16 protein-coding genes are annotated in these 24765 nt (G+C 69.7%); 10 read left to right on the forward strand and 6 right to left on the reverse strand.

Going from position 1 to position 24765, the window contains the following annotated elements:
• The 6 genes from CS1GBM4_RS19925 to CS1GBM4_RS19950 all read right to left on the reverse strand — a co-directional run.
• Positions 1 to 3260 (reverse strand): type I polyketide synthase (locus tag CS1GBM4_RS19925; RefSeq protein WP_186420503.1); only part of this gene is annotated, 3260 nt, incomplete at its 3' end.
• Positions 3253 to 5256 carry an amino acid adenylation domain-containing protein gene (locus CS1GBM4_RS19930; protein WP_186420504.1) on the reverse strand — a complete coding sequence of 668 codons (2004 nt, stop codon included), beginning with the start codon at positions 5254 to 5256 and terminating at the stop codon, positions 3253 to 3255. The genes CS1GBM4_RS19930 and CS1GBM4_RS19925, both read right to left, overlap by 8 nt.
• Positions 5257 to 5413: 157 nt before the next feature.
• Positions 5414 to 6271: a methyltransferase, TIGR04325 family gene (locus CS1GBM4_RS19935; protein ID WP_186420505.1), complete on the reverse strand. Its 858-nt coding sequence runs from the start codon at positions 6269 to 6271 to the stop codon at positions 5414 to 5416.
• Positions 6272 to 6274: 3 nt separating this feature from the next.
• Positions 6275 to 6694: a hypothetical protein gene (locus CS1GBM4_RS19940; protein WP_186420506.1), complete on the reverse strand. Its 420-nt coding sequence runs from the start codon at positions 6692 to 6694 to the stop codon at positions 6275 to 6277.
• Between the two features lie 66 nt (positions 6695 to 6760).
• Positions 6761 to 8170, reverse strand: coding sequence for a mannose-1-phosphate guanylyltransferase/mannose-6-phosphate isomerase (locus CS1GBM4_RS19945; RefSeq protein ID WP_186420507.1), 1410 nt, complete (start codon positions 8168 to 8170; stop codon positions 6761 to 6763).
• A 36-nt stretch (positions 8171 to 8206) separates the two neighbouring features.
• Complete coding sequence (locus CS1GBM4_RS19950) at positions 8207 to 9535, reverse strand: polysaccharide biosynthesis/export family protein (protein ID WP_186420508.1); 1329 nt, start codon at positions 9533 to 9535, stop codon at positions 8207 to 8209.
• A gap of 290 nt (positions 9536 to 9825) precedes the next feature.
• Here CS1GBM4_RS19950 and CS1GBM4_RS19955 point away from each other — a divergent pair, with 290 nt between their 5' ends.
• The 10 genes from CS1GBM4_RS19955 (at position 9826) to CS1GBM4_RS20000 (ending at position 24411) form a co-directional block, all read left to right on the forward strand.
• On the forward strand, positions 9826 to 10806 hold the full coding sequence (locus CS1GBM4_RS19955) for a UDP-glucuronic acid decarboxylase family protein (protein WP_186420509.1): 981 nt from the start codon (positions 9826 to 9828) through the stop codon (positions 10804 to 10806).
• Positions 10807 to 10808: 2 nt separating this feature from the next.
• On the forward strand, positions 10809 to 11636 hold the full coding sequence (locus CS1GBM4_RS19960) for a WecB/TagA/CpsF family glycosyltransferase (protein ID WP_186420510.1): 828 nt from the start codon (positions 10809 to 10811) through the stop codon (positions 11634 to 11636).
• Between the two features lie 72 nt (positions 11637 to 11708).
• On the forward strand, positions 11709 to 12719 hold the full coding sequence (locus CS1GBM4_RS19965; protein ID WP_186420511.1) for an NAD-dependent epimerase/dehydratase family protein: 1011 nt from the start codon (positions 11709 to 11711) through the stop codon (positions 12717 to 12719).
• A gap of 46 nt (positions 12720 to 12765) precedes the next feature.
• Positions 12766 to 14241, forward strand: coding sequence for an exopolysaccharide biosynthesis polyprenyl glycosylphosphotransferase (locus CS1GBM4_RS19970; protein WP_186420512.1), 1476 nt, complete (start codon positions 12766 to 12768; stop codon positions 14239 to 14241).
• An 89-nt stretch (positions 14242 to 14330) separates the two neighbouring features.
• Positions 14331 to 16511: a polysaccharide biosynthesis tyrosine autokinase gene (locus tag CS1GBM4_RS19975; protein ID WP_186420513.1), complete on the forward strand. Its 2181-nt coding sequence runs from the start codon at positions 14331 to 14333 to the stop codon at positions 16509 to 16511.
• Entirely contained in the window at positions 16508 to 16804 is a 297-nt protein-coding gene (locus CS1GBM4_RS19980) for a hypothetical protein (protein WP_186420514.1), read from the forward strand. Before CS1GBM4_RS19975 ends, CS1GBM4_RS19980 begins: the two co-directional genes overlap by 4 nt.
• Positions 16805 to 17091: 287 nt before the next feature.
• Positions 17092 to 19530: a right-handed parallel beta-helix repeat-containing protein gene (locus CS1GBM4_RS19985; protein WP_186420515.1), complete on the forward strand. Its 2439-nt coding sequence runs from the start codon at positions 17092 to 17094 to the stop codon at positions 19528 to 19530.
• Positions 19531 to 19725: 195 nt separating this feature from the next.
• Positions 19726 to 21459, forward strand: coding sequence for a type I secretion system permease/ATPase (locus CS1GBM4_RS19990; RefSeq protein WP_244607319.1), 1734 nt, complete (start codon positions 19726 to 19728; stop codon positions 21457 to 21459).
• A gap of 17 nt (positions 21460 to 21476) precedes the next feature.
• Positions 21477 to 22862, forward strand: coding sequence for an HlyD family type I secretion periplasmic adaptor subunit (locus CS1GBM4_RS19995; protein WP_244607320.1), 1386 nt, complete (start codon positions 21477 to 21479; stop codon positions 22860 to 22862).
• Between the two features lie 151 nt (positions 22863 to 23013).
• Positions 23014 to 24411 (forward strand): mannose-1-phosphate guanylyltransferase/mannose-6-phosphate isomerase, encoded by a 1398-nt coding sequence (locus tag CS1GBM4_RS20000; RefSeq protein WP_186420516.1) that lies wholly within the window; start codon positions 23014 to 23016, stop codon positions 24409 to 24411.
• The last annotated feature ends 354 nt before the right edge of the window (positions 24412 to 24765 follow it).

Consider the following 24765-nt stretch of genomic DNA (forward strand, 5'->3'; position numbering starts at 1 on the left):
GGCGCCAGCGCGGGCGAGGCCTGCGGTGCCGGCGCTGCGCTCTGGGCGGCCGGTGCCGCGGCCTGGCCGCTGAAGGCCTGGAGCTGGCGTTCCATCAGGCGCGCCATCACGTCGAGCTGCTCGCGCATCAGCGCATCCAGGCCCGAGCCGCTCGGCCGCCCGGTCGCGATCGCCGGTGCGGCGACGGCGGGAGAAGGAGCGGGGGCCGCCGGCGCAGCCGGTATCGCGGCCTGAGCGGCGGCCGCCGGCTCCGCCGCCTCCTGGGGGCGCAGCGCGGCGATGTGGCGCGTCACCTCCTCGACGCTGGGCAGGTCGTCGAGGAGCTGGCGGAAGCGGATCTGGACGCCGAACGTGGTCTGGAGGCTCTGCGCGGCCTGCGTCAGCAACAGCGAGTCGAAGCCGAGCTCGACGAAGCTCGCCTCCGTTTCGCCCTCGCCGAAAGGACGCCCCGACAGGTTCTCGAAGATCGCCGCGACCCGGCTGCCGAGCTCCGAACGGCCTAGCGGGATATCGGTGTCAGCGTGGCGGTCCATGGCCGGTTCCTGCGCGGGTTGAGTGGGAAGAGGCTGAGCGGGCGCGGCCGCGGGCACGGCCGGGGCGGCGGGGATCGACGACGCGGGAGGTTCGATCCAATGCCGGCTGCGTTCGAACGGATAGGTCGGGAGCGAGACGCGACGCGGCCTGCCGCCGGCCTGGTAGGCCGGCCAGTCCGGCGCGATGCCGACGGTCCACAGGCGCCCGAGCGCTGCGGCGAGCATGCCCTCGGCGTCGCCCTGGGCATCGGGCAAGCAGGAAATGGCGGCCCGGCCCGCGCCGGCGCCCTGCAGTGCGAAACTCGCCAGCGCGGCGCCGGGGCCCACCTCGAGCAGGACGGGTGACAGGCCACGCGCCAGCGTGGCGATGCCGTCGGCGAAGCGCACGGGCTCGCGCGCGTGCCGCGCCCAATAGGCGGGATCGGTGGTCTGCGCCGCCGTGACCCAGTCGCCTGTCACGCCGGAGATGTAGGGCAGCTCGGGCTCGCGGAGATCGATGGCCGATACCGCCTCGGTGAAAGGCGCGATCAGCGGGTCGAGCATGCCGGAATGGAAAGCGTGCGAGGTCTGCAGGCGCCGGTGCGTGATCCCGCGCTGCGCGAGCGCGGCTTCCAGCGCCGCGATCGCCTCGAACGGGCCGGCCAGCACGCTCATGCCGGGCGCGTTGACCGCGGCCACACAGATGCCGCCGCTCGCCAATGCCGCCGCCTCGGCATCGGGCAGGCGCACGGCCAGCATCGCACCGCCCGGCAGGTCCTGCATCATGCGGCCGCGCGTCGCGACGAGCGACAGGGCATCCTCCAGCGAGAAGACGCCGGCGAGGCAGGCCGCGGCGAACTCGCCGACGCTGTGGCCGATCATGGCGGAAGGCTGGAGGCCCCAGCTCATCAGCAACTGGGCCAGCGCGTATTCGACCGTGAAGATCGCCGGCTGGGCGAGCACCGTTGCCGACAGCCGCTCCGGATCGCCGCCATTGCTCGGATAGAGAACGCCGCGCAGGTCGAGCCCGAGGCCGGGCTTCAGCACTTCGCAGCAGAGGTCGACCGTCCGGCGGAAGACCGGCTCGCCCGCATAGAGTTCCCGCGCCATCTGGGGGTATTGGGCGCCCTGTCCGGGGAACATGAAGACGAGGTCGCCGGCGCCAGTCACCGCGGCGGCGCGATCGGCGTTGTGCTTGCGCAGGGCCGCGGCGGCCTCGGCATGGCTGCAGGCGGCGACGGCGAGGCGGTGAGGGAAGGGGCGCCGCCCCGTCTGCGTGGTGAAGGCGATGTCGGAGAGATCCTGCTCGGGATGGGCTTCGAGATGCTCCGCGAGACGGTCCCGTGCCGCAGCGAGCGCGGTCGCGCTGCGGGCCGAGAGCACCAGGATCTGGTTGCGGCGGGCCGGCGCCGCGGCCTCGCTCGCGGGCGCCTGCTCCAGCACGAGATGGACATTGGTCCCGCCGACCCCGAAGGCGCTGACGCCGGCGCGACGCGGGCCGTTCCGGTCCGGCCATTCCTGCCTGTGGTCGGCGATGAAGAACGGGCTCTCCGGCAACTCCAGCGCCGGGCTCGGCCGCGTGACGTGCAGGCTCGCCGGCAGGATGCCGGCCTTGACCGCGAGCGACGCCTTGATCAGGCCGGTGACGCCGGCCGCGGCGTCGAGATGGCCGATGTTGGACTTCACCGAGCCGAGCGCGCAGAAGCCGCGCTCCTCCGTCGTCAGGCGGAAGGCGGCGGTGAGGCCAGCGACCTCGATCGGGTCGCCCATCGGCGTGCCGGTGCCGTGGCATTCGACATAGCCGATCGAGCCCGCATCGATGCCGGCCGCGGCGTGGGCCATCGCGATCGCGGCGGCCTGGCCGTCGACGCTCGGCGCGGCGAAGCCGACCTTGCCGGCGCCGTCATTGTTGACGCCGACGCCGCGGATCACGGCGTAGATCTGGTCGCGGTCGGCGAGCGCGTCCTCGAGCCGCTTCAGCACGACAAGGCCGGCGCCGCTGCCGAAGATCGTGCCGTTGGCACCGCTGTCGAAGGCGCGGCAATGCCCGTCGGTCGAGACCATGCCGCCCTCCTGGGCGAGATAGCCGCGCCGTTGCGGAAAGGTGATCGAGACGCCGCCGGCCAGGGCCATGTCGCAGCCATGGCAGAGCAGGCTCTGCACGGCCTGGGCGACGGCCAGCAGCGAGGTCGAGCAGGCGGACTGGACGGCGACGCAAGGGCCGGTGAGGCCGAGCTTGTAGCCGATGCGCGTCGCGGTGAAATCAGCGGCGGAGCCGACCAGCATCGGCAGGTTGCCGATCTGGAAGTTCGAGGTGTAGTCGGCGACGGCGGACCGGTCCCGGAACAGATTGTGGAGCAGGTAGGTGCTGGAGGTGGCGCCGGCGAAGACGCCGATGCACTGGCCCGGCGCGGCGGGATCGTAGCCGGCGTCCTCGAGCGCCTCCCAGGCGCATTCCAGCAGCAGGCGCTGTTGCGGATCGGTGAGCGCCGCTTCGCGCGGCAGCATGCCGAAGAAGGGCGCGTCGAACAGCTCGACGCCGTCGAGGATCGGCTTCGCCGGGATGAAGTTCGGGAGCGCCCGCGTCGCCGCGTCGAAACCGTCCTCGAGCTCGGCGGGGTCGAAGCTGGTGACGGATTCGACGCCGTCCAGCAGGTTCTGCCAGAACCTGGCGATATCCGGCGCGCCGGGAAAGCGGCCGGCCATGCCGACGATCGCGATCGCACGCTCGGGAACCTGGTCAGTCATGCGAGCCGCCTGTCGTCACGCTTTCGGGAAGGGATGCCGGCAGGCCGCGCGAGCGCAGTCCGCGTTCGCGCGCCGCGGCGAGGCTGCCGAGCGCGCCGGGCTTCCGCGGCGCCAGATGGCCGGCGAGGGCGCGCACGTTCGGATAGCGGTAGAGATCGACCAGGGCGAACCAGGGCAGATCCCGGACGAGGCGCCGGTGCAGTTCGGCGACGAGCAGGGAATTGCCGCCGAGATCGAAGAAATTGTCGTCGATGCCGACGAGGTCGATCTGGAAGATGTCGGCGACGGCATCCGCGAACCGCCGTTCCAGCGCGGTGCGCGGCGCGGCATAGGGGGCGGCGGTTTCCGGCCGTGCCCGGCCGGGGGCCGGCAGCGCGCCGCGGTCGAGCTTGCCGTTCACGGTCAGCGGAATATCCGGCACGAAGACGTAGGCCGCCGGCACCATGTGCTCGGGCAGGGTCTCGCCGAGATGCGCCTTCAGCGCGGCGGAGGAGGGGCGCTCCGCGCCGCCGGCCACGAGATAGCCGACGAGGCGCTCCTGCCCCTCGTCGCAGCGCAGCAGCACGGCGGCCTGCCTGATGTCCGGATGGGACATCAGCGCCGTCTCGATCTCGCCGAGCTCGACGCGGAAGCCCCGGATCTTCACCTGCTGGTCGGCCCGGCCGAGATATTCGTAATCCTGCTCGTCGACCTGGCGCGCGAGGTCGCCCGAGCGGTAGAGCCGCGCGCCGGGCCGGTGCGGGTGCGGCACGAAGCGCGCCGCGGTCAGCTCCGGGCGGTTCAGGTAGCCGCGGGCGAGCCCGGCCCCGGCGACGAAGATTTCGCCGATCTCGCCGCGCGGCACCGGACGCATGCTGTCGGCGTCGAGCAGCAGAAGCTCCAGATCCGGGATCGGCCGTCCGATCAGGCTCGACGGACGGGCCAGGTCGGCGGGAGACAGCGGCCGGTAGGTGACATGGACCGTCGTTTCGGTGATCCCGTACATGTTGACGAGGTGCGCATGCTCGCCGCGGCGGCGGTACCAGTCCGCCAGGCGCCGCGGGTCCAGCGCCTCGCCGCCGAAGACGACGAGCCGCAGCGAGAGCCGGTCGCGCCCGCCGCGGTCCTGATCGGCCCGGTCCAGGGCGGCGAAGGCCGACGGCGTCTGGTTGAGCACCGTGACGCCCTCGTCGGCGAGCAGGCGCAAAAAGGCGGCGGGGTCCCGCGTCGTGCTCTCCGGCACGATCACGAGACGCCCGCCGTGGAGCAGCGCCCCCCAGATCTCCCAGACCGAGAAGTCGAACGAGACGGAATGGAACAAGGTCCAGACATCGGCCGGCCGGAATCCGAACCAGGCCTGCGTCGCACCGAAGAGCCGCGTCACCGCGGCGTGTTCGACGGCGACGCCCTTCGGTCTGCCGGTCGAGCCGGAGGTGTAGATCACATAGGCGAGGTCGCCGGCCGCCGCCCTGCGCCGCGCCGGCTGGCCGGGAGCAGCCTCGGCGCCGCCGGGCTGCCGGGGATCGAGCCGCCGGCGGCCGGGCGGCAGCCAGTCGGCGTGGTCCGATGCGATGATGATCGAGGCGTCGGCGTCCTCGACCATGAAGGCGAGGCGCTCGCCCGGATAGGCCGGATCGAGCGGCAGATAGGCGGCGCCGCTCTTCAGGATCGCGAGCAGCGCGACGATCAGGTCGAGCGAGCGCGGCAGGCAGAGGCCGACGATCGTGCCGGGGCCGGCGCCCATCGCGGCCAGCGCTTCGGCCAGCTGCTCGGCGCGATCGTCGAGTTCGGCATAAGAGAGGCTGGTCGGGCCGAAGGACAGCGCGACAGCGCGCGGCTGGGCGGCGACTTGCGCGGCGAAGAGGTCGACCAGGGTCGCCGCGGGTGGGGCGACGCCTTCCTGGTGCCGGGCGAAGGCTGAGGCGGCGGTCCCTGCGGGAACGGGAGCGGCGAATGCCCCAGGCCGGCGACGACGCGAAGCCTGGCGGGCAGCTTTCCTGTCGGTGGTCTGTGTCATGCCGGAAGGCTATGCGCCCGGGCCGCGCGACGACATTGGAGCAGTTGGAGTAACGCCATCTCGCCAGGGTTGCGGCGTGCGGCGCGCGAACGACGGACGCATGGCGTGCGCAGCCGGACGAGGCACGCCCGAAGGTCCGTGGATCAGGGAAGCGGAGTCAGCGGCCCAATCGGAAGTAGAGCCCGGAATAGGTCTCGACATGGCATTCCGGATGGAACGGCACGTCGAGGCTGCGCGGCTTCTCCCAGGAATCGACGAGCCGGTAGCCGAGCGCGCGCAGCCCGTCGACGAAGCCCGCCCGTGACGCGACGCTGTAGGGGCAGAAGGAGACCTGCCCGGTCCGGGTGATGACGGACTGGATCGTCACGAAGGAGTGGCGCGGGTGGAGCGGCGTGCGCTGGACGATCAGGTGGCGCGGCCGCTCGGCCCAGGCGCTCAGCCGCTCGTGCAGGAAGTTTTCCGGGAGGTATTGCAGCGAACCCGCGGCGAGCAGGATGTCCATGCCGCAGCCGTCGTCGACGGTGGTGGTGAAGCGCAGGCGCTGGTCGGGCTGCCGTGCGGCGAGCGCCTGTCCGGCGCCGATGATGTGCGGCAGGTCGAAGACGGCCCAGCGGAAATCGTCCGGGAAAGCGAGGTACTGATCATATTGACGGAAGGCGTGCCCGACATAGCCGCCGAGATCGAGCAGCGTCCGGGCTCCTTCGTCGAGAGCGCCGCGCAGCCAGAACAGGACGGGATATTCGGTGGCCGGCATCGGCTCGAAGCCGCCGGCCGCCGTGGTGTAGTGGTCGATGTCCGCCATCGCGGCATGATCGAAGCCGGCGAGGCCCGGCGGAAGGGCGCGCTCGGCGGCATCGAAACCGGCATAGCTGCCGCTGTAGCCGCAATGATATCTGCCGGCGCGAAAGCGGGCCTCGTAGAGCTTGCGGCGCAATGCGGCGAGACCCGGCCCGGCGAGCGGGGCCCTGCCGGCGCTCAGGCGCAGGCTCTGTTTCCAGGCGGCGATCACCGACATGGATCAGGCCTCGCCGGCGCGTCTGGCCTCGGGGCGGGGGCCCGCCTTGCCCTGGGGCGAGACCTCGGCCGTGCCAGGGGCTTCCGGCCGCGGCGCGAGCGCGCGCCCCAGCAGCCGCGCCGCCGGCTCGGCGAAGAGCACCGCCAAAGCGAGCAGCAGCAGGACCACCGTCGATCGGAACCGGCTCGGAGCCGGGGCGGGCGGGGCCGGCGGCGCCGGCGGGCGAGGCCGTGACGTTTCGCTCGGGGCGGGCCGCAGCGGCACCCGCGTGGTCGGTCCGAACACCGCCCTGGTCAGCTCCGCGCCTCCCTTGTCGACGGGGAGCCAGTGCCTCGCGAAGGCCGAATGCGGAACCGCCGGAAGCGACGGGGCGGTGCGCGCCTTGCCGCCATCCTCCCGGCTGTGCTTCTCCGAATTCGTCAAGGATCCCTCCGTCTTGGCCAAGGGAGAGCCTTCTCTCCCGATCCGGCCGGGTTCCCGGCGTCGCCTTCAGATCTGTTGCCGCGCCTCGTCGATGCGGATGACGTCGTCCTCGCCGAGATAGCTGCCGTTCTGGACCTCGATGAGCTCGAGCGGCTCGGTGCCGCTGTTCTCCAGCTGATGGGCGGCGCCGAGCGGAATGAAGATGTGCTCGTTCCTGCCGAAGCGACCGATGGTCTCGTCGACCGTGACGGTGGCGGTGCCGCGCACGACCACCCAGTGCTCGGAGCGGAAGCGATGCTTCTGCAGCAGCAGGCGGCCTTTGGGCGCAACCCGGATCCGCTTGACCTGGAAGCCGTCGCCAGCGTCGACGATCTGGTAGGACCCCCACGAGCAATGAACGCTCGCATGCGTCTCGGCCTGGCTGCAGCCCTTGCTGCGCAGCAATTCGACGACCTGCTTGACCTCGGCCGCCCGGTTGCGGTCGGCGACCAGCACCGCGTCGCGATTGGCCACGACGATGAGATCCTCGACGCCGAGGACCGACGTCATCGGCCCGTCGGTCGAGACCAGGCAGTTGTGCGCGTCGACCAGCTCGACATTGCCATGGCGGGCATTGCCGCTGCCGTCATGGTCGCTCAGCGCCCAGAGGGCGTCCCAGCTGCCGATGTCGGACCAGCCGCATGTCATCGCGACGACGGCGGCGCGGTCGGTGCGCTCCATCACCGCGAAGTCGATCGAGCGCCGCTGCGCCGCGGCGAAGCCATCGAGCGCCAGCGCGAAGGCGCCGTCCTCGTCGCTCCCGTTCGCGACCGCCGCTTCGACGGCGTTCACCGTCGCCGGCTCGAAGGTGCGGTACTCCGCGATCAGGTCTCGTGCCCTGAACAGGAAATTGCCGGAGTTCCACAGCCAGCCCCGGCGCAGATACTCCGCCGCATACCGCTCCTTCGGCTTCTCGATGAAGCGGGCGACCCGCCGGGCTTCGCCCTCGAGGATCAGTCCGGGTTCGATCCAGCCATAGTCGGTGCAGGGATGCCGTGCGGCCACGCCGAAGGTGACGAGGCGGCCGGCCCGGGCGGCGGGAACGCCGCCGGCGACGGCCTGGCGGAAGGCCGCCCGGTTGGTCACGATATGGTCGGAGGCGACGACGAGGACGACGCCGTCGGCCTGCCTCGCTTCCGCGACCAGGCAGCCGGCGAGGATGGCCGGGCCCGAATCGCGCCGCTCCGGCTCGAGGACGATCTCGGCCTCGGCCCCGATCTCGGCCAGCTGCCGCTCGGCCAGGACGCGATGAGCGCGGTTTGTCAGGACGATCGGCAGGTCGAACAGCTCGTGCTGCAGGCGCAGGACCGTGTCCTGGAACGTCGAGCGTTCGCCGAGCAGCATGGCGAACTGCTTGGGCAGCGAGTTGCGGGAGGTCGGCCACAGCCGCGTCCCGGCGCCCCCGCACATGATGATCGGACGTATCTTGGCGGGCATCTGGGAGGACCCTCTCGGCGGACGCCGCAATAGCGGTCATTGCTGGCTGGCGAGACCCGTGAGCTTGCGCAGCGGCGTCTGGGCCTCGCCCGGAAGCTGTCCCTCGATCGGCCGCGCCCTCGGTGAGAGCTGGACGATGTCGCCCGGCTGCAGCGGCGTTTCGAACTTCGCCTGGATCGTCACCGGCGTCAGGCCGGCCTGCCGCGTGATCCTGATGTCCCAGTCGGCCGCCACGCCGGAGCCTTCGCTCGCGACCAGCCTGCGGCGCCGGCTCTCGGCGATCTCGCGGGCGACAGGAACGCTGCGTTCGACCTCGAGGATCTTCTGCCTGGTCTCCTGAAGCTCGAGTACGACGCGGCGCATATAGGTGTTGTCGAGCTCGCGCAGGCGCAGCGTCAGCTCCCCGAGCGCCGTTTCGTTCTTGGCGAGCTCGGCCCTGATGCGCGCGGCATCGCTGCGGGCGCGGGCATGTTCGCGCTCGCGCTCGACCTGGACGGTGCGCAGCCCATGGCCGGTCGTCGCCAGCTTGTTGTACTCGGTCGATTGCTCGCGCGTCAGCTCGACCTGGCGCTCGGCCAGCTCGGCCTGCTCGGTCAGCGCCGTCCTTTCCGATCCGAGCCGGGAGATCTGCTGGCTGAGCAGCTCGCGCTCGCCCTCGCGCGCCCGGCGCTGGAAGTCGAGGATCTCCTGCTCGCCGGCGAGGATCTGGGCGCTCGCCGCGGTTCGCGCGTCGGCCACGAGCTGCTTCACGCCGTCGCGCTCGGCTTCCAGCCGCAGGCGCCGTGCGATCAGGGTCTGGAGGGAGGCGTTGAGCAGATGCTCGCGCTCGTCGGCCAGCAGGAGCTCCGATTTCAGCAGGGAGAGCGACTCGTCGCCGACACGGTAGCCGCCGGCCAGCGCGACGGCTCCCAGGACATTGAGGCCGTGCCGGAACGGATAGGTTCCCGGCGAACGCACCTCGCCCATGATGTAGACCGGCTTCAGCTCGGCGACGCGCAGGCTGACGACGGCATCGCGGAGATAGCCGTCCATCAGCGCGCTGCGGATCCGCGCCTCGGCTTCCGGGGCGGTCAGCCCCGCGATCCTGATCCGCCCGGCGAGCGGCATGTTGACCGCGCCCGTCCCGTCGAGGACGAAGTCGCCGGAGAGGTCCGTCTGGCCGAAGACGGAGATCGTGACCTTGTCGCCGATCGCGAGCGTCTCGGCGGCGTCACGCTCCGCCGCCGCGGCCACCGCGATCAGGCCGAGCAGCGCGACGAGCAGCGCCAGGACGGCGGGCCAGAAGCGATGCCTGCCGGAGGGGCCGGAGCGCGGCTGCGTTCCGGCGGCGAGGTGAGCGTTCAGGGAATGGATCGACGTGTCCAAGGCTTGCTCCGACCGTCCTGCCCAAAGCGTGGCGACGAGATGCGGGCAGGATGTCAGCACCCGCGCCGCTTTCCGCATTGGCATTCGGGCCAAGGCGCGTCGCCACGGGATTAATCCCATTGTCGAGCGCGGTGGCATCCTCCCCTCGGCCCGCCATCGCCGCGTCGCGTGGGAAGTAGCCCTTCCTCGTTGCCGCCGGGAGGCTCACCTCCCAAAGCGTCCTTTGAGAACGGGGTGCTTGCGGCAAAGCTTTCGGCTCCTTCCGGTGCACGGTCAGGCGGAGCTCAGACATGCAGAAGCGTATCCTCGTCACTGGCGGCGCCGGGTTCCTCGGCTGCCATCTCTGCGAGCGCCTGGCCGCCCAGGGCCATCAGGTCCTGGCGGTCGACAACTACTATACCGGGCGCCGCGAGAACCTGAGCGCCCTGCTGGGCCAGCCCAATTTCGAGATGCTGCGGCACGACGTGACCTTCCCGCTCTATCTCGAGGTCGACGAGATCTACAATCTCGCCTGCCCGGCCTCGCCAGTGCACTATCAGCGCGACCCCGTGCAGACCACGAAGACCAGCGTGCTCGGGGCGATCAACATGCTCGGCATGGCCAAGCGGCTGGGCATCCCGATCCTGCAGGCCTCGACCAGCGAGATCTACGGCGATCCCGACGTCCACCCGCAGGTCGAGGATTATCGCGGCCTCGTCAGCATCAGCGGGCCGCGCGCCTGCTATGACGAGGGCAAGCGCTGCGCCGAGACGCTGTTCTACGATTACAAGCGGCGGCACGGCGTCGAGATCCGCATCGCCCGGATCTTCAACACCTACGGTCCCCGCATGAGCCTGCAGGATGGCCGGGTCGTCTCCAACTTCATCGTCCAGGCCCTGCGCAACGAGCCGATCACGCTCTATGGCGACGGCCGCCAGACGCGGGCCTTCTGCTTCGTCGACGATCTCGTCGAAGGCCTGATGCGCCTGATGAACGTGACCAAGCCGCTGGACGGCGCGGTCAATCTCGGCAACCCCGTCGAGACGTCCATGGCCGAGATCGCCGAACTGATCGTCTCGCTCACCGGCTCGCGCTCGCAGATCGTCTACCGGCCGCTGCCCCAGGACGATCCGCGCCAGCGCTGCCCGGACATCAGCAAGGCGCGCGAGCTGCTGCACTGGACGCCGAAGGTGTCGCTCCAGGAAGGGCTCGGCCGGACGATCGCCTATTTCGACGCCGTACTGTCGAAGATGCACGACCCGGTGCTGCGGGTCGGTGCGAAGGCGAGCTGACGATGCCCGAAGCTCCCGGAGCGGCTGAAGCCCCCTTGCCGCGGGCGCGGATCATGGGCGTGAACGTCAGCGCCATCACCATGGCCGACGCGCTCCGCACGGTCGAGGACTGGATCGGCCGGAAGGCGCACAATTATGTCTGCATCACCGGCGTCCATGGCGTGATCGAGAGCCAGTCGGACCCCGCGCTCCTGGAGATCCATGAGCGGGCCGGAATGGCCACTCCCGACGGCATGCCCCTGGTCTGGATGGCGCGCAAGCTCGGGCATCGCCAGACCGAGCGCGTCTACGGCCCGGAGCTGATGCTGCGCCTCTCGGCCCTGTCGGCGGAAAAGGGCTACCGCCAATACTATTTCGGCGGCGCCCCCGGCCTGGCCGAGCGCCTGCGCGACCGTCTGGCGGAGCGCTTTCCGGGGCTTGCCGTGGCAGGCACATTCTCGCCGCCCTTCCGGCCCGCCTCGGCCGAGGAGGACGAGGAGATCGTGCGCATGATCAACGCGGCCCGGCCCGATATCGTCTGGGTCGGGCTCAGCACGCCGAAGCAGGAATACTGGATGGCCGGGCATCTCGGCCGCATCGACGCGCCGGTCATGATCGGCGTGGGGGCCGCCTTCGATTTCCTGGCCGGCACCAAGCGCCAGGCGCCGGCCTGGATGCAGAAGCGCGGCCTTGAATGGCTGTTCAGGCTACTGTCGGAGCCGCGGCGGCTCTGGCGCCGCTATGGCAGGATCGTCCCGCACTTCATGGTCGGCGCCGGCCTGCAGCTGCTGCGGCAGAAGGCGGTGTGCGCGGCCGACCCCGAGAGCCGGGCTGCCCCAAAAGGGGTATAGTTCGGTTTAACCACCTGATTTCAAAAGATAAAAACGCTATCGCTGAATTCCGGTTCTCAGTGGAGCGAAGTAATGTCCAGAAAATCTGTACTGGTCACGGGCGCTGGCGGATTCATCGGCTTCCATCTCGTCAATTACCTCAAGGATCGCGGCTACTGGGTCAGGGGCGCCGACCTCAAGGACCCGGAGTACCAGGCCAGCTCGGCGGATGAATTCCGCATTCTGGACCTGCGCGAGATGGAGGATTGCCGCGAAGCCGTCCGCGGCATGGACGAGGTCTACAATCTCGCCGCGGACATGGGCGGCATCGGCTACATTTCCGGTGCGCACGCCTCGATCACCTACAACAACACGATGATCAGCGCGCAGATGCTGAAGGCGGCGCACGACGCCAAGGTCGAGCGCTTCCTGTTCTCGTCCTCGGCCTGCGTCTATCCGCAGCATCTCCAGGACGTCCCGTCGGTGGTGCCCCTGAAGGAGGAGGACGCCTTCCCGGCCGATCCGGAGCCCGGCTATGGGCTGGAGAAGCTCTACACCGAGAAGCTGTGCGAGTATTTCGCCGAGGATTACGGCTTCAAGACCCGCCTCGTCCGCTTCCACAATGTCTACGGGCCGCTCGGGACCTGGGACGGCGGCAAGGAGAAGGCGCCCGCCGCCATCTGCCGCAAGGTCGCGCTGGCGAAGTCCGGCGACGCGATCGAGGTCTGGGGCGACGGCAAGCAGACCCGCTCCTTCATGTACATCGATGACTGCGTCGAAGGCATCTACCGCATCATGCGCTCGGACTACTCCAAGCCGCTCAACCTCGGCACGGACGAGCTGGTCGACGTCAACGGGCTGGTCGACATCGTCGCCGAGATCGCCGGAAAGACGATCCACAAGCGGCACAACACCAACCGCCCGCAGGGCGTCCGCGGCCGCAACAGCGACAACAACCGCCTGCGCGAGGTGCTCGGCTGGGAGCCCTCGATCCACCTGAGACAGGGCCTGGTCCCGACCTATGCCTGGATCTCGGGGGAGGTGAAGGCGAGAGCCGAGCGCGAGGCCGGGGTCGAGGCGATTCCGACGATCGCGGCGCAGTAGCGCGCCGCTCCGCCCGCGCAGCCAGCCAACCTCCCGAGAGCTCGCCATGCCCGACATCGTCACGACCGTCGTTCCCGCTTCGATCGGCATGGCAAAGCCGGGCCGGCGGCTCGGCGCCAATGTCCCTCCGGCGACGCGGCGGCGGCTCGTCGCCGCCGCGCTGCTGGTCGGAGATCTCGTCACATTGACGATCGTCGCCGGCGTCCTCCAGCTCGGCGCGGCCATCGCCGCGTCCGATACGGACACCAACATGGCGGGGCTGATCGTGCTCTGGGCGCCGGCGCTGTGCGGCGCGCTGGCCGGCTTTGGGCTGTACGGCTCGGAGCGGTCCGAGCCCGTCGACCGCCTGCGCAGGCGCACGCTCGGCAACGTCGTGGCCGCCGCATTGATGCTCGTCTGGCTCCTGGTCTCCCAGCCGTCCGGTCATCTCTGGGGCTACGTCGTCGGCGGCGCCGGTCTGACGGTGCTGCTCGGCTATTATGTCGAGGCCCTGATCCGAGGCGCGCTGCTGCGGCGCGAGCTGTGGACCGCCCCCACCGTGCTGTACGGCGCGATGCCGGCCTGCATGGCCCTGGCGCGCGACCTGGCCTCGCGGCCCGAGCTCGGTCTGAAGCCGGTCGCCATCCTCTCTGAGGAGGACACGGACGCGCGCGCCGACGCGGCGGAGATCGCGGACCTGCCCGTGATCACCCCCGGCCAGGCCAATATCCTGTCGCCCGGGATCGAGGTCGCCCTGTGCGCGTCGGGCGATCTCCAGGTCGAGAAGGCGGACTGGCTGGCGCGCCTGCCCCTGCGCCAGATCTTCGTCGTCCACGACGCCTCGGCGCTGCAGGTGCTGAACCCCCGGCTGCGGGCGATGGGCGGGCTGCTCGGCCTCGAACTGCGCAGCGCCATCCACATGCCGCGGAACCTGCGGCTGAAGCGGGCGCTCGATCTCGTCGTCGCCATCCCGCTCGCCCTCCTGGCGCTGCCGGTGGTCGCGGTGCTCGCGCTCGCGGTGAAGGCGGTCGACAACGGGCCCGCCTTCTACGCCCAGCCGCGGGTCGGCCGGAACGGCAACGTCTTCAACGTGTACAAGCTGCGCAGCATGTATGCCGACGCCGAGGACAGGCTCGCCGCGCATCTGGAGGCCGACGGCGCGGCGCGCCACGAATGGGAGCGCTTCTTCAAGCTCTCGAACGACCCCCGGATCCTGCCCGGGATCGGGCCGTTCATTCGCCGCTCCAGCCTCGACGAGCTGCCGCAGCTCTGGAACGTGCTGCGCGGTGAGATGAGCATCGTCGGGCCGCGGCCGTTTCCCGCCTATCACAACCAGTGCTTCGATACCGCCTTCCAGGCGCTGCGGACCAGCGTCCCGCCTGGCCTGACCGGGCTCTGGCAGGTGACGGACCGCAGCGACGGCGACCTCGCCGTCCAGAAGCGGCAGGACAGCTTCTACATCCACAACTGGTCGTTCTGGCTCGACTTCTACGTGCTGCTGCAGACCGTTCCGGCCGTTCTCCACGGACGGGGCGCGAAGTAACGCGTGCGGCTTCTGCCGGAGCCGGCCTCGCGCGGGCCGCCGGCGACGATCGACATCCAAAGGCAAGTCAGCAGGCGAGGCACGGGATCATGGATCTGTTCAGCGACATGCGAGGCCCCCGCGCCCCGGCGCCGCTCGCGAAGCACTACGATGCGATGACCTTCGACTTCCTCGCCATGCTCTGGAGGCGGCGGCTGCTGATCCTGGCCGTCACCGGCGGGACCATGCTGGCGGCGGCGCTCTACCTGATGGTCACGCCCCAGCGCTACACCGCCGATCTGGTGCTGCAGTTCGATTTCACGCGCGAGGACAGCGGCGGGGGCGGCAAGGCCAGCAGCGTCGCGCTCGATGCCTCGACGCTGGTGGAGAGCGAGGCGCGGATCATGCGCTCGCTCGCGACGGCGCGGGCCGTCGCCTCGCGCCTGGGCCTCGACAGGGAGACGAAGACGCAGCCCTCCTCGGTCTCCAGTCTGCTCGCGGGGGCGGGCGAACTGGTCTTTCCCGCGTCGGTGCGCAGGACCTTGCGTCACCTCGCCGGCTTCGGCGACGCGGCGACCGAGCCGACCGCGCGCGACCTCGCCGCCCAGAAGCTGCTCGCAGCGCTCGGCGTGAGCAACGACACCAAGGCCTATCTCGTGACGCTGACCTACCGCGATACCGATCCGGACCGCGCGGCGCTGATCGTCAACGCCTTCGGCAACGAATATCTGCGCCGCAAGATGGAGGCGACCACGAGCGCCTCGCAACGCTCCAGCCAGTGGTATGGCGCGCAGGCCCAGGAGGCACGCGCCAATCTGGCGAGGATCGAGAAGGAGATCGAGGCCTTCCGGGTGAGGACCGGTTTCGTCGAGCTCGGGCAGGACGGCGCCGACATCCAGCAGCAGCAGCTTCGCGACATGCTGACCCAGCTCAATGCGGTGTCTGCCACGCGGCTGGCGGAGGAGACCCGCCTGCAGCGCGCGCAGGTCTCGCTCGCCGCCGGCAATGTCCCGCAGACCAGCGACCTCGGCAGCTCGCCGGTGGTCCAGCAGCTGCTCGACGAGGAAGGCAAGGCGCGCCGGGCGCTCGACGAGATGGTCGCGATGTCCGGCGACCGGCACCCGGCCGTGCAGCGGCTGCGGCTCTCGCTGGCCGCCGTGCAGGAGCGGCTGCAGAAGCAATTGGCGCAGTCCGTCGCCAATATCGAGACGGACGTCCAGGCCGCCCGCGCCGCCGAAGCCGCGCTGCGCGAGCGCGTCGCGGCGTTGCAGACCAAGTCGATCGAGGCGCGGGGGCTGGAAGGGCAGCTGCGCACCCTGCAGGCCGAAGCGACCGCGGCGCGCGACCGGCTGAAGCAGCTCTCCGACGCTCATCAGCAGGCGAGCGCCGTCAGCGAGTTGCGGCCGATCATCGCCCAGATCGTCGCGCCGGCGGATGTCCCGTCGCTGCCGAGCTCGGCCAAGCCGTCGCTGGTGCTCGGCCTCGCCATGCTGGGCGGGCTGGCGGCCGGCGCCGGTGTCTCCTACCTGCTGGAGAAGCGCGATCGCGGCTATCGCAGCGAGAACGAGTTCGTCGCCGAGACGCGGACGAATTGCATCGGTCTCCTCCCCAATCTCGAGCACTATCCCGGCGGGCTGGAGAGCCTCGTCTTCGCCGAGGCGGTGCGCTCGATGGTGGCCGAGCTGTTCCCGTCCAGCAATCCGCCGAAATTCGTGCTGATCACCTCTTCCGCCCCGGGCGAAGGCAAATCCTTCGTCGCCTCGGCCATGGCGCGGGTGCTGGCGATGATGGGCCAGCGGGTCCTGGTCGTGGACGGCTCGCCCCGGCGCCTGCTGTTGGGCCAGAACTTTCCGCACGAGGCGCTGCTCGACCAGTGCCTGCCGCAGGTCGGCGACACGGGCGGCCAGGGCAGCAGCCCGGTCGCCACGGTCCGGCGCGCCTCCGGCCTGCGCGACAGCCAGAACGTCTATTCGAACCCGGCCTTCGAGGCGATGCTGCGCGAAGCGCGGGCGCGATACGACGTCATCCTGTTCGAGGTGGCGCCGGTGCTGCTGTCGGCCGACAGCGCCCTGTTGCGCGAGCATGCCGACACGGTGCTGCACGTGGTCAAATGGAACGACACGCTGAAGAGCACCGTCTCGGCGACGCTCGACCACCTCGCCCGGCTGGGGCTGGACGTGGCGGGCGTCGTGCTCAACGGCGTCGATCTCGAGGAACAGGGCCGCTACGACGTCTCCGATCGCGGGCGGGTCTACCGCAACTACAAATCCTTCTATCAGGCCTCGGCATGAGCAGGCGCTCGCATCGCTACGCCGCGCTGCTGGCTGCCGCGGATCCCGGCGCGCCTTCGCCGCCGCGAAGCGGAGGGTTCGGCTGCCGGGCCTGCGGGTCTCCCGCCGTCCACTTGCCGAGCGACTTGTCGGCCGAGGCGCTGGTGGTCTGCGATGGCTGCCAGCGCCCGGTCGCGACCCTGGCCGACTTCCGGGCCTATGTCAGCCGCCTGGCTGCGAGCGCCCAGTTCTGCGACCATCATCTGACGGTCTGCCATTCGAGTGTCGGAACCGGACCGGACCAGACGGGTTGACCCAGGCGGCGATTTCGCCTTCAGGTTTCGACAATAAGGCCATTTGAGGGCCCCGCCTGCGCGGCGACCCGATGCTTCGGGGCCGATGAGGCCGATCCATCAACAGGGCGGTGGGGCAGCAGCCAAGAAACAATCCATTGATATATTGTGCCAAAAGAGGACGATTAGTTCGAATGAACTAATCCTTCGGAGTAAGAGTTCGTCGGTGCGGGTAGCACCGAATCAGGCCTCAAGGGTATCTAGGCAGCGATCACTTAGAGTGTTCCAGCCAAAAAAGGAGCCCCTTTATGGCCACATTTTACGTCTCGACCACTGGAAACGACAGCAATACAGGACTGGATGAGAGCTCATCTTTCCAGACGCTGGAGCGGGCGGTCGAAGCCATGCACCAGAGCAATGGGGCGGACACGGTCTACGTCGCCGGTGGTACCTATTATGTAGACGACGCCCTCAAGCTCACCTCCGCCGATTCCGGCTCGTCCTTCGTGGCGATGTCCGGCGAGAAGGTGGTGATCAGCGGCGGTACGCAGGTGAGCGGCTGGACGCAAGGCGCCGACGGCATCTGGACGGCGCAGGTCGATGCCGAGGATGTCCAGCAGTTCACCGTCAACGGCGAGAAGCAGACCGAAAGCCGCTACCCCGACGTCGATCCGGACGATCCGGTTCATGGCGGCTGGCTCTGGGGCCAGGATGTGCCGGCAGGCTACGACTCCCAGAAGTCGATGGCGTTCGACCCTTCGGACTATCCCGCCGGCGAGCAGCCGAAGGCCGGCGACAAGGTCACGGTCTTCACCGAGAACGGCTATTCCAGCGAGGTGCTGACCATCGCCTCGGTCGAGGGCAACGTGATGACCTTCACCACGGAGGCCAATTACGACCTGGGCGCCGCGAGCCGCTACTATGTTTCGCAGGACACGCCGGACAATGTCGGCGAATGGTCCTACGACGCCGAGACGCAGACCATTTCGTACAAGGCTCCGGACGGCTTCACCGGGGAGGGCGGAGTCGTATCCAGCGACCACAGCATCCTCGTCGTCGACGGCGCCGACAACGTCTCGATCAAGGGCATGACCTTCACCGACACCGCCTCGAAATCGGGCGACCCGACCACCGCGGCGATCGAGGCGAACGATGCGAGCGGGCTCGTCGTCGAGGGCAACCATTTCGTCAATGTCGGCGTCGGCGTCGCCCTGCACGGCGACAGCAGCGGGAATACCGTCTCGGGCAACAGCTTCGAGCACACCTGGTCGAGCGCCATCGCGATGACCGCCGGAACGAGCGACAACCGCGTCACCAACAATACTGTCGACCATTCGAACGAGGTCTTCGTCCAGTACGGCTCGATCGACATGACGGAGTCGGCGGGCAACCAGATCGACCACAACACGATCACCAACGTACCGCGCTTCGGCATCTCCGAGGTGAATTACGATCCGGACAACCCGTCCGGCGGCAACACCATCGAATACAACGATATCCGCCATTCCGGGCAGCAGACGCCGGACACCGGCGCCATCTACCTGTTCTCGGCCGATGATTCCGGCGCGGACGGCAGCATCATCCGCTACAACACGATCGTCGACACCGGTGGAACCAACACCAAGGACGGCGGCTTCGCCGAGGATTGGAGCTCCGGCATCTATCTCGACAACATGGCGAGCAATGCCCAAATCTACGGCAACTTCGTCCAGGGGACGACGTTCAGCGGCATCCTCATCCATGGCGGCTCGAACAACGAGATCCACGACAACACGCTGCTCGACAACGGCAAGTACGGGATCTCCACGATCGAGGCGGACGGTCATGCGATCGACGGCAACGAGACCTACAACAACTTCATCGAGGTCTCGGGTGACGGCAGCAACACGATCGACACCGACCAGACCGATCCGGGCCTGATCCACGACAACGTCTACTACAACCCCGATGGTCGCGAGCTGACGGTCGCCGACGTCTCGCTCGCGAGCTTCCAGCGCCAGGGCGGCGATATCGGCAGCACGGAGACGAGCCAAGCGGGGTTCACGGACGCGGCCAACGGCGACTACAGCTTCGTTTCCGGATCGGTCGCGCAGGGGCATGGCATCGAGTCGGTGCCGTTCGACTCGGTCGGCTCGACGCTGGCCGGGACGTCGCCCGGGAGCGGCACGCCGTCGAGCGGGGACGGAAGCGGCACGCCGCCGACCACGTCCGAGCCGGTGAACGAGACGCCTCCCGTCACCGCCCAGCCGTCGACGCCGAGCGAGGAGACGTCGACGACGCCGTCGACCGGCGAGGGCGCGACGCCCGGCAGCGAGACGCCTGCGGAGACAGCCCAGCCGTCGACGCCGAGCGAGGAGACATCGACGACGCCCACGACCGGCGAGGGCACGTCGCCCGGCACATCCGAGTCGGGCAGCACGGACCCGGACGTGATCACCATCCCGGATGTCGATACCGGTAGGGGCGGGACGGACACGGAAAACCCGTCGAACCACGGGCATTGGGCGGGCTGGGGCGGCCATTCTGGCTGGGGCGGCCGCGGCGGCCGCGACTGGTCCTGGGATGGCGGCTGGTCGCGCGGCAACGACGACGACCATGGCGGCCGGCACGGGTCGCGCGATACGCAGACGACCAGCGCCGAAACCACCACCCACCTGAACGGTGGCCGCCACGACTGGAGCCAGTGGCGTCATGACGACGGCGACAACGACCACGGCCACGGCCAGCTCTCGCACTGGCACTGGTAGCGCCCAGAGCCCGTTCCGATCAGCTTGAATCAATCTGATCGGATCCGGCGCTAGCCGCTGCCGCGAGGCGACCCGGCCATGGCGGCCGGGTCGCCACTCCCCAGGGGCAACTGCGCTGCCCCTCGGCTCCCATCCTGATCGATGCACTTGGCCGTGGTCCCTTCGCCAGCCACGATCGCATATGGAAACCGACGAATGCTCTCGCACACGGTCCGCAAACTGACGCCCGCATTCGCTTCCCTGTTCGGGCTTTCCTTCGTCCTCAATCTGTTCGTCTTCGTTTCCCCCCTCTACACGATGCAGATCTACGACCGGGTGCTGACCAGCCGGAACGGCACCACCCTGGTCATGCTGTCGGTGATCGTGCTCGCCCTGTTCGCCGCTTACGCCGCGCTCGAGCATTTCCGCAGCCGGGCGCTCGTCCAGCTCGGCCTGTGCGTCGACCGGGCGCTCTCCGAGCCGGCTTTCGAGGCGGCCTTTCACGGCGCGCTCGCCGCGAAGAGCTCGCCGACCCTGCCGATCCGCGATGTCGAGACCCTGCGGGCGACGCTCTCCGGCAGCCTGGTGCCGGCGCTGATGGATGCGCCCTGGATCCCGATCTATCTCGGCCTGTGCTTCATCCTGCACCCGGCGATCGGCGCCGTCGCCACGCTCGGCGCCGTCGCGATCCTCGGCGTCGCCCTGCTGAACGAGCGCATCACCAAGGGCTCGCTGGTCCGCGCTTCCGAGCTCGGCCACGGCGCGAGCGAGCGGCTGGCCGCCTCGCTGCGGAATGCCGAGGTGATCAAGGCGCTCGGAATGGGGCAGCCGATCCGGGGCGAATGGCAACGCCAGCGCGGCCAGGCGCTGGCCTTCCACACGGCCGCCGCCGATTGGGGCGGCACGCTGCTGGCGGCGACGAAGCTGCTGCGCCTCGCTCTGCAATGCGCCGTGCTCGGCGTCGGTGCCTATCTCGCGATCCAGCAGAACATGGCGGCCGGGGCGATCTTCGCCGCCTCGCTGATCATGGGCCGGGCGCTTGCCCCGATCGAGGGCGCGGTCGGCCAGTGGAAGAGCTTCGTCTCGGCCCGCAGCGCCTTCGAGCGGCTCGGCGTGGCGCTGAAGGCGCCGCCGGATGACGCGAAGCCGATGACGCTGCCGCACCCGGCCGGGGCGCTGCGCGTCGAGGGGCTGAGCGTGCGCGCTCCGAACGGCAACGCCCTGCTGCTGCACAACGTCTCGTTCGAGGTGGAACCGGGCGAGATCGCGGCGGTGGTCGGGCTCACCGGCTCCGGCAAATCGTCGCTGGCGCGGGCGCTGGTCGGCGTCTGGCAGCCGGTTCAGGGCGTCGTGCGGCTCGACGGCAACGACATCCGGCATTTCTCCGACGAGCAGCGCGGCCGCATCCTCGGCTATCTGCCGCAGGACGTCGAGCTGTTCGCCGGCAGCGTGCGAGACAACGTGACCCGTTTCGACCCTGCCGCGACCGACGAGGCGGCCGTCGCGGCGGCGACCGCGGCGTCGGCGCACGAGCTGATCCAGAGCTTCCCGGACGGGTATGCGACGCAGATCGGCGAGGGCGGGGCGATCCTCTCCGGCGGGCAGCGGCAGCGGATCGGCCTGGCGCGGGCGCTCTACGGCCAGCCGGCGCTGGTCGTGCTCGACGAGCCCAACGCCAATCTCGACATGGACGGGGATGCGGCGCTGGGCCGTGCCCTGGCCGGCCTGCGCGAGGCGGGAGCGATCGTGGTGGTGATCACCCATCGCCCGCAACTGCTGTCGCAGGTCGACAAGATCATCCTGATGCAGAAGGGGCAGGCGGTCCGTGTCGGCCTGCGCGACGAGATCCTGCCGGTGCTCCTGCAGCCCGCTGGCGCGCGCATCCTGCCGCCGCAACGCGGGCAGACAGGGCAGGTCGAGCCGCTCCAGGCACGGTGGGCGCGCCGATGATACGATTGCCGAGGCCGATGAAATCTCTTCCCGACTGGCCGAGATGGCGCGCGCGCGGCGGTGCCGCGCTGGCGCTCGCCAAAGCATGGCTCCAGCGCATGAGGGGGCCCGTCGAGGCCAGCGGCGATTGGCGCGCCCCGGTCCGGAAGGGCTATGTCGTCGTCGGCGTCGCCCTGGGGGCGGGCGGGCTCTGGTCCGCGACGGCGCGCCTCGACAGCGCCGTCGTGGCGCATGGCAGCGTCGTCGTCGAGAGCGACCGCAAGGCGGTCCAGCATCTCGAAGGCGGCCTGGTCGAGGCGATCACCGTGCGTGACGGCGCCGACGTCAAGGCGGGCGAGATCCTGCTGCGGCTCGACACGACGCAGGCGGCGGCGCAGCGCAGCGTGGCGCGGCTCGGCGTGCTGCAGGCGCTGGGAGAGGAGGCGCGGCTCACGGCGGAGATCGACCGGCTCGACCGCATAACCTTCCCGGCGGAGCTGACCGAGGCCGCCGAGAGCAGGGAGGCGCGCCGGATCATGCTCGACCAGGAACGCCTGTTCAAGGAGAGGCAATCGACCCAGAAGCTGGAAGTCTCGATCCTGAAGGAAAGGCTGACGCAGTCGGAGAAGCAGTACCAGTCGAGCGAGGCGCAGCGCGAGGCGGCCCTGGGGCAGGCGGCCAGCCTCAACGACGAGCTCACCAGCCTGCGGCCGCTCGCCGACCGGGGCTATGTCGCCGCGACCCGGATCAACCCGCTCAAGCGGTCGCTGACCGAGCTGCAGGGCCGGATGGGCTCGCTGGAGGCGGATCTGGCGCGACTCTCGGTCGCCAATGACGAGATCCGGCTCCAGATGAGCCAGATCGGCCTGCGCGCGGTGGAGGAGGCATCGACCAAGCTCGCCGAATGCCGGATGAAGCTCGCCGATGCGCGCGAGAAACTGCGCGTCGCCGAGGATGTGCTGGCGCGCGCGGAAGTCCGTGCGCCGCGGAGCGGGCGGGTCGTGGCGTCGAAGGTCCATACCGTCGGGGCCGTGGTCAAGCCGGGCGAGACCCTGATGGAGATCGTGCCGCAGGACGACGATCTCATCGTGACGGCGAAGATCTCGCCGATGGACGTGAACAATCTGCGCCCGGGCATGGCCGCCGAGGTGCGCCTGCCGTCCTTCAAGGGGCGGACGACCCCCTTCACCGTCGGCGAGGTGAAGTCGGTGGCGGCCGATGCGCTGCGCGACGAGGTCCTGCAGCAGATGGTCTACGAGCTGCGCGTCAGCGTCTCGGCGGCGGGCTTTCCTCCGAAGATCAGGGCCAAGCTCAGGCCGGGCATGCCGGCCGAGGTCTATGTCTCCACGGGAGAGCGGACCGCCATCGCCTATCTGATGCAGCCGCTGACCGATTCGATGCGCGCCAGCTTCAGGGAGGAGTGAGACCGGCTCCGAGGGGGTAGGGCGGTCGGGGGAGCCGCTCGCCGAAAGGAGCGGCCGGCCGCCGGGGATCAGCCGAGATGGCGGGTTGAGCGCGCCGGCGTCTCTTCCAGAATGCGGGCGCGAGCAGCAACCGCTTTCGGGGAGCCGGACCATGTCGCCGAAGATCATTCCCGTCGTGATGTGCACGGGACACGGCGCCGGCCTGTGGCCGACCGCGCGCGCCACGATGCCCAAGCAGTTCATCCCGCTGTTCGGCCGGGACTCGACCTTCCAGCGCACGCTGCGGCTGCTGTCGGACGAGGCGGTCTTCGACACGCCGATCGTGGTGACGGACCCGGAGCAGCGCTTCACCGTCGCCGACCAGTTGCAGGTTCTCGGGCTGCGCGCCGAGATCGTGCCGGAACCCTCCGGGCGCGGCGCGCATTCGGCCGCGGCGATCGCGGCCGAGCTCGGCCTCGCCCGCAGCGAGGCGGCGCTGGTCGGCATCTTCCCCGCCGATCATGTCGTGCAGGACGGCAGGCTCTTCGTCGAGACCTGCGCCAGGGCCGCCGCCGTCGCCGCGCAGGGACGCATCGTCGCGATCGGGGTGCCGCCCTCCTACCCGGCGACCGCCTATGGCTATATCCGTCCCGGGGCGGAGATCGCCGGAGGCGCCCGCGAGGTCGAGGATGTCGCCGAGAGGCCCGACGCGGCCCTGGCGGCGCGCTATCTCGCCGACGGCTATCTGTGGAATTCGGGCAATGTCGTCTTCGCCGCGACGGCGATGCAGGCCAGGCTGCAGGCCGCCGCGATGCCGATCGGCAGCGCCGCCTCGAAGGAGGCCAGTCTCGGAATCCGCATGCTGGAGGCCGATGCCTTCGCCGAGCTGCCGGCGCCCGCGTCCCGGCCGGCGAGCTCCGAGCGGCCGGATGCGGCCGCAGTGATCGCCGGTCATTTCGGCTGGTCGGATATCGGCGACTGGAGCGCGGTCTGGCAGGTCTCCGAGAAGGGGAAGGACGGGAACGTCGTCCAGGGGCGCGGCTATGTGCTGGATGGCGCGAACAATCTGGTGCGCTCGGACGAGGCCGTCGTCGCCGTCGTCGGACTGGACGACGTCGCGGTGATCGCCACGCGCGACGCGGTCCTGGTGACGTCGAGGGCACAGGCCGGCAGGGTCAAGGACGCCGTCGCGCTGGTCGCGGCGAACCATGAGCCCGAGGCCGTCAGCCACCGGGAGATCCACAGGCCCTGGGGCAAGTACCTGTCGGTCGATCTCGACACGCGCCACCAGGTCAAGCGCATCACGGTCAAGCCCAATGGCGTGCTCTCCCTGCAGAAGCATCACCACCGGGCCGAGCACTGGGTGGTGGTGCGTGGCACCGCCGAGGTGACGCGGGACGACGAGACCCTCCTCGTCCACGAGAACGAGTCGATCTATCTGCCGATCGGCTGCGTCCACCGCATGGCCAATCCGGGCAAGATCCCGCTCGAGATCATCGAGGTCCAGGTCGGCTCCTATCTCGGCGAGGACGACATCATCCGCATCGAGGACATCTACCAGCGCTGCTGAGCTTCGGCGGCCGGATGGGCGCGGCCGCTTCGGCGGGGGAACGACCTGCTCGAACGGCACGGCGGCGTGAAAGGCGCCGTCGGCTCCGTCCTCACACCGCGCAGGCGGGCAGAAGCAGGGCGGCCGATGCCGCCCAGGCGATCGAAACCGGCTCTGACGCTCACAATCGGCCTGCCTGCGGCGAGGAGCGCCTCGCGCTCCGGCGACGGCTCGGAAAGGATGAGGTGTGACGTTTTCATTGGAAGAGCGACGATTTCGAGGCGCGCGCTGTTGCTCTCGCGGGTGGAAATTGATAAGGATCGCCAGTTGTCGTCGTCGATTTCTGGATTGCTTGAAGCAATGGCATCAAGTTAC

The organism is Allobosea sp. CS1GBMeth4, assembly GCF_900185715.1.
Lineage (GTDB): Bacteria > Pseudomonadota > Alphaproteobacteria > Rhizobiales > Beijerinckiaceae > Allobosea.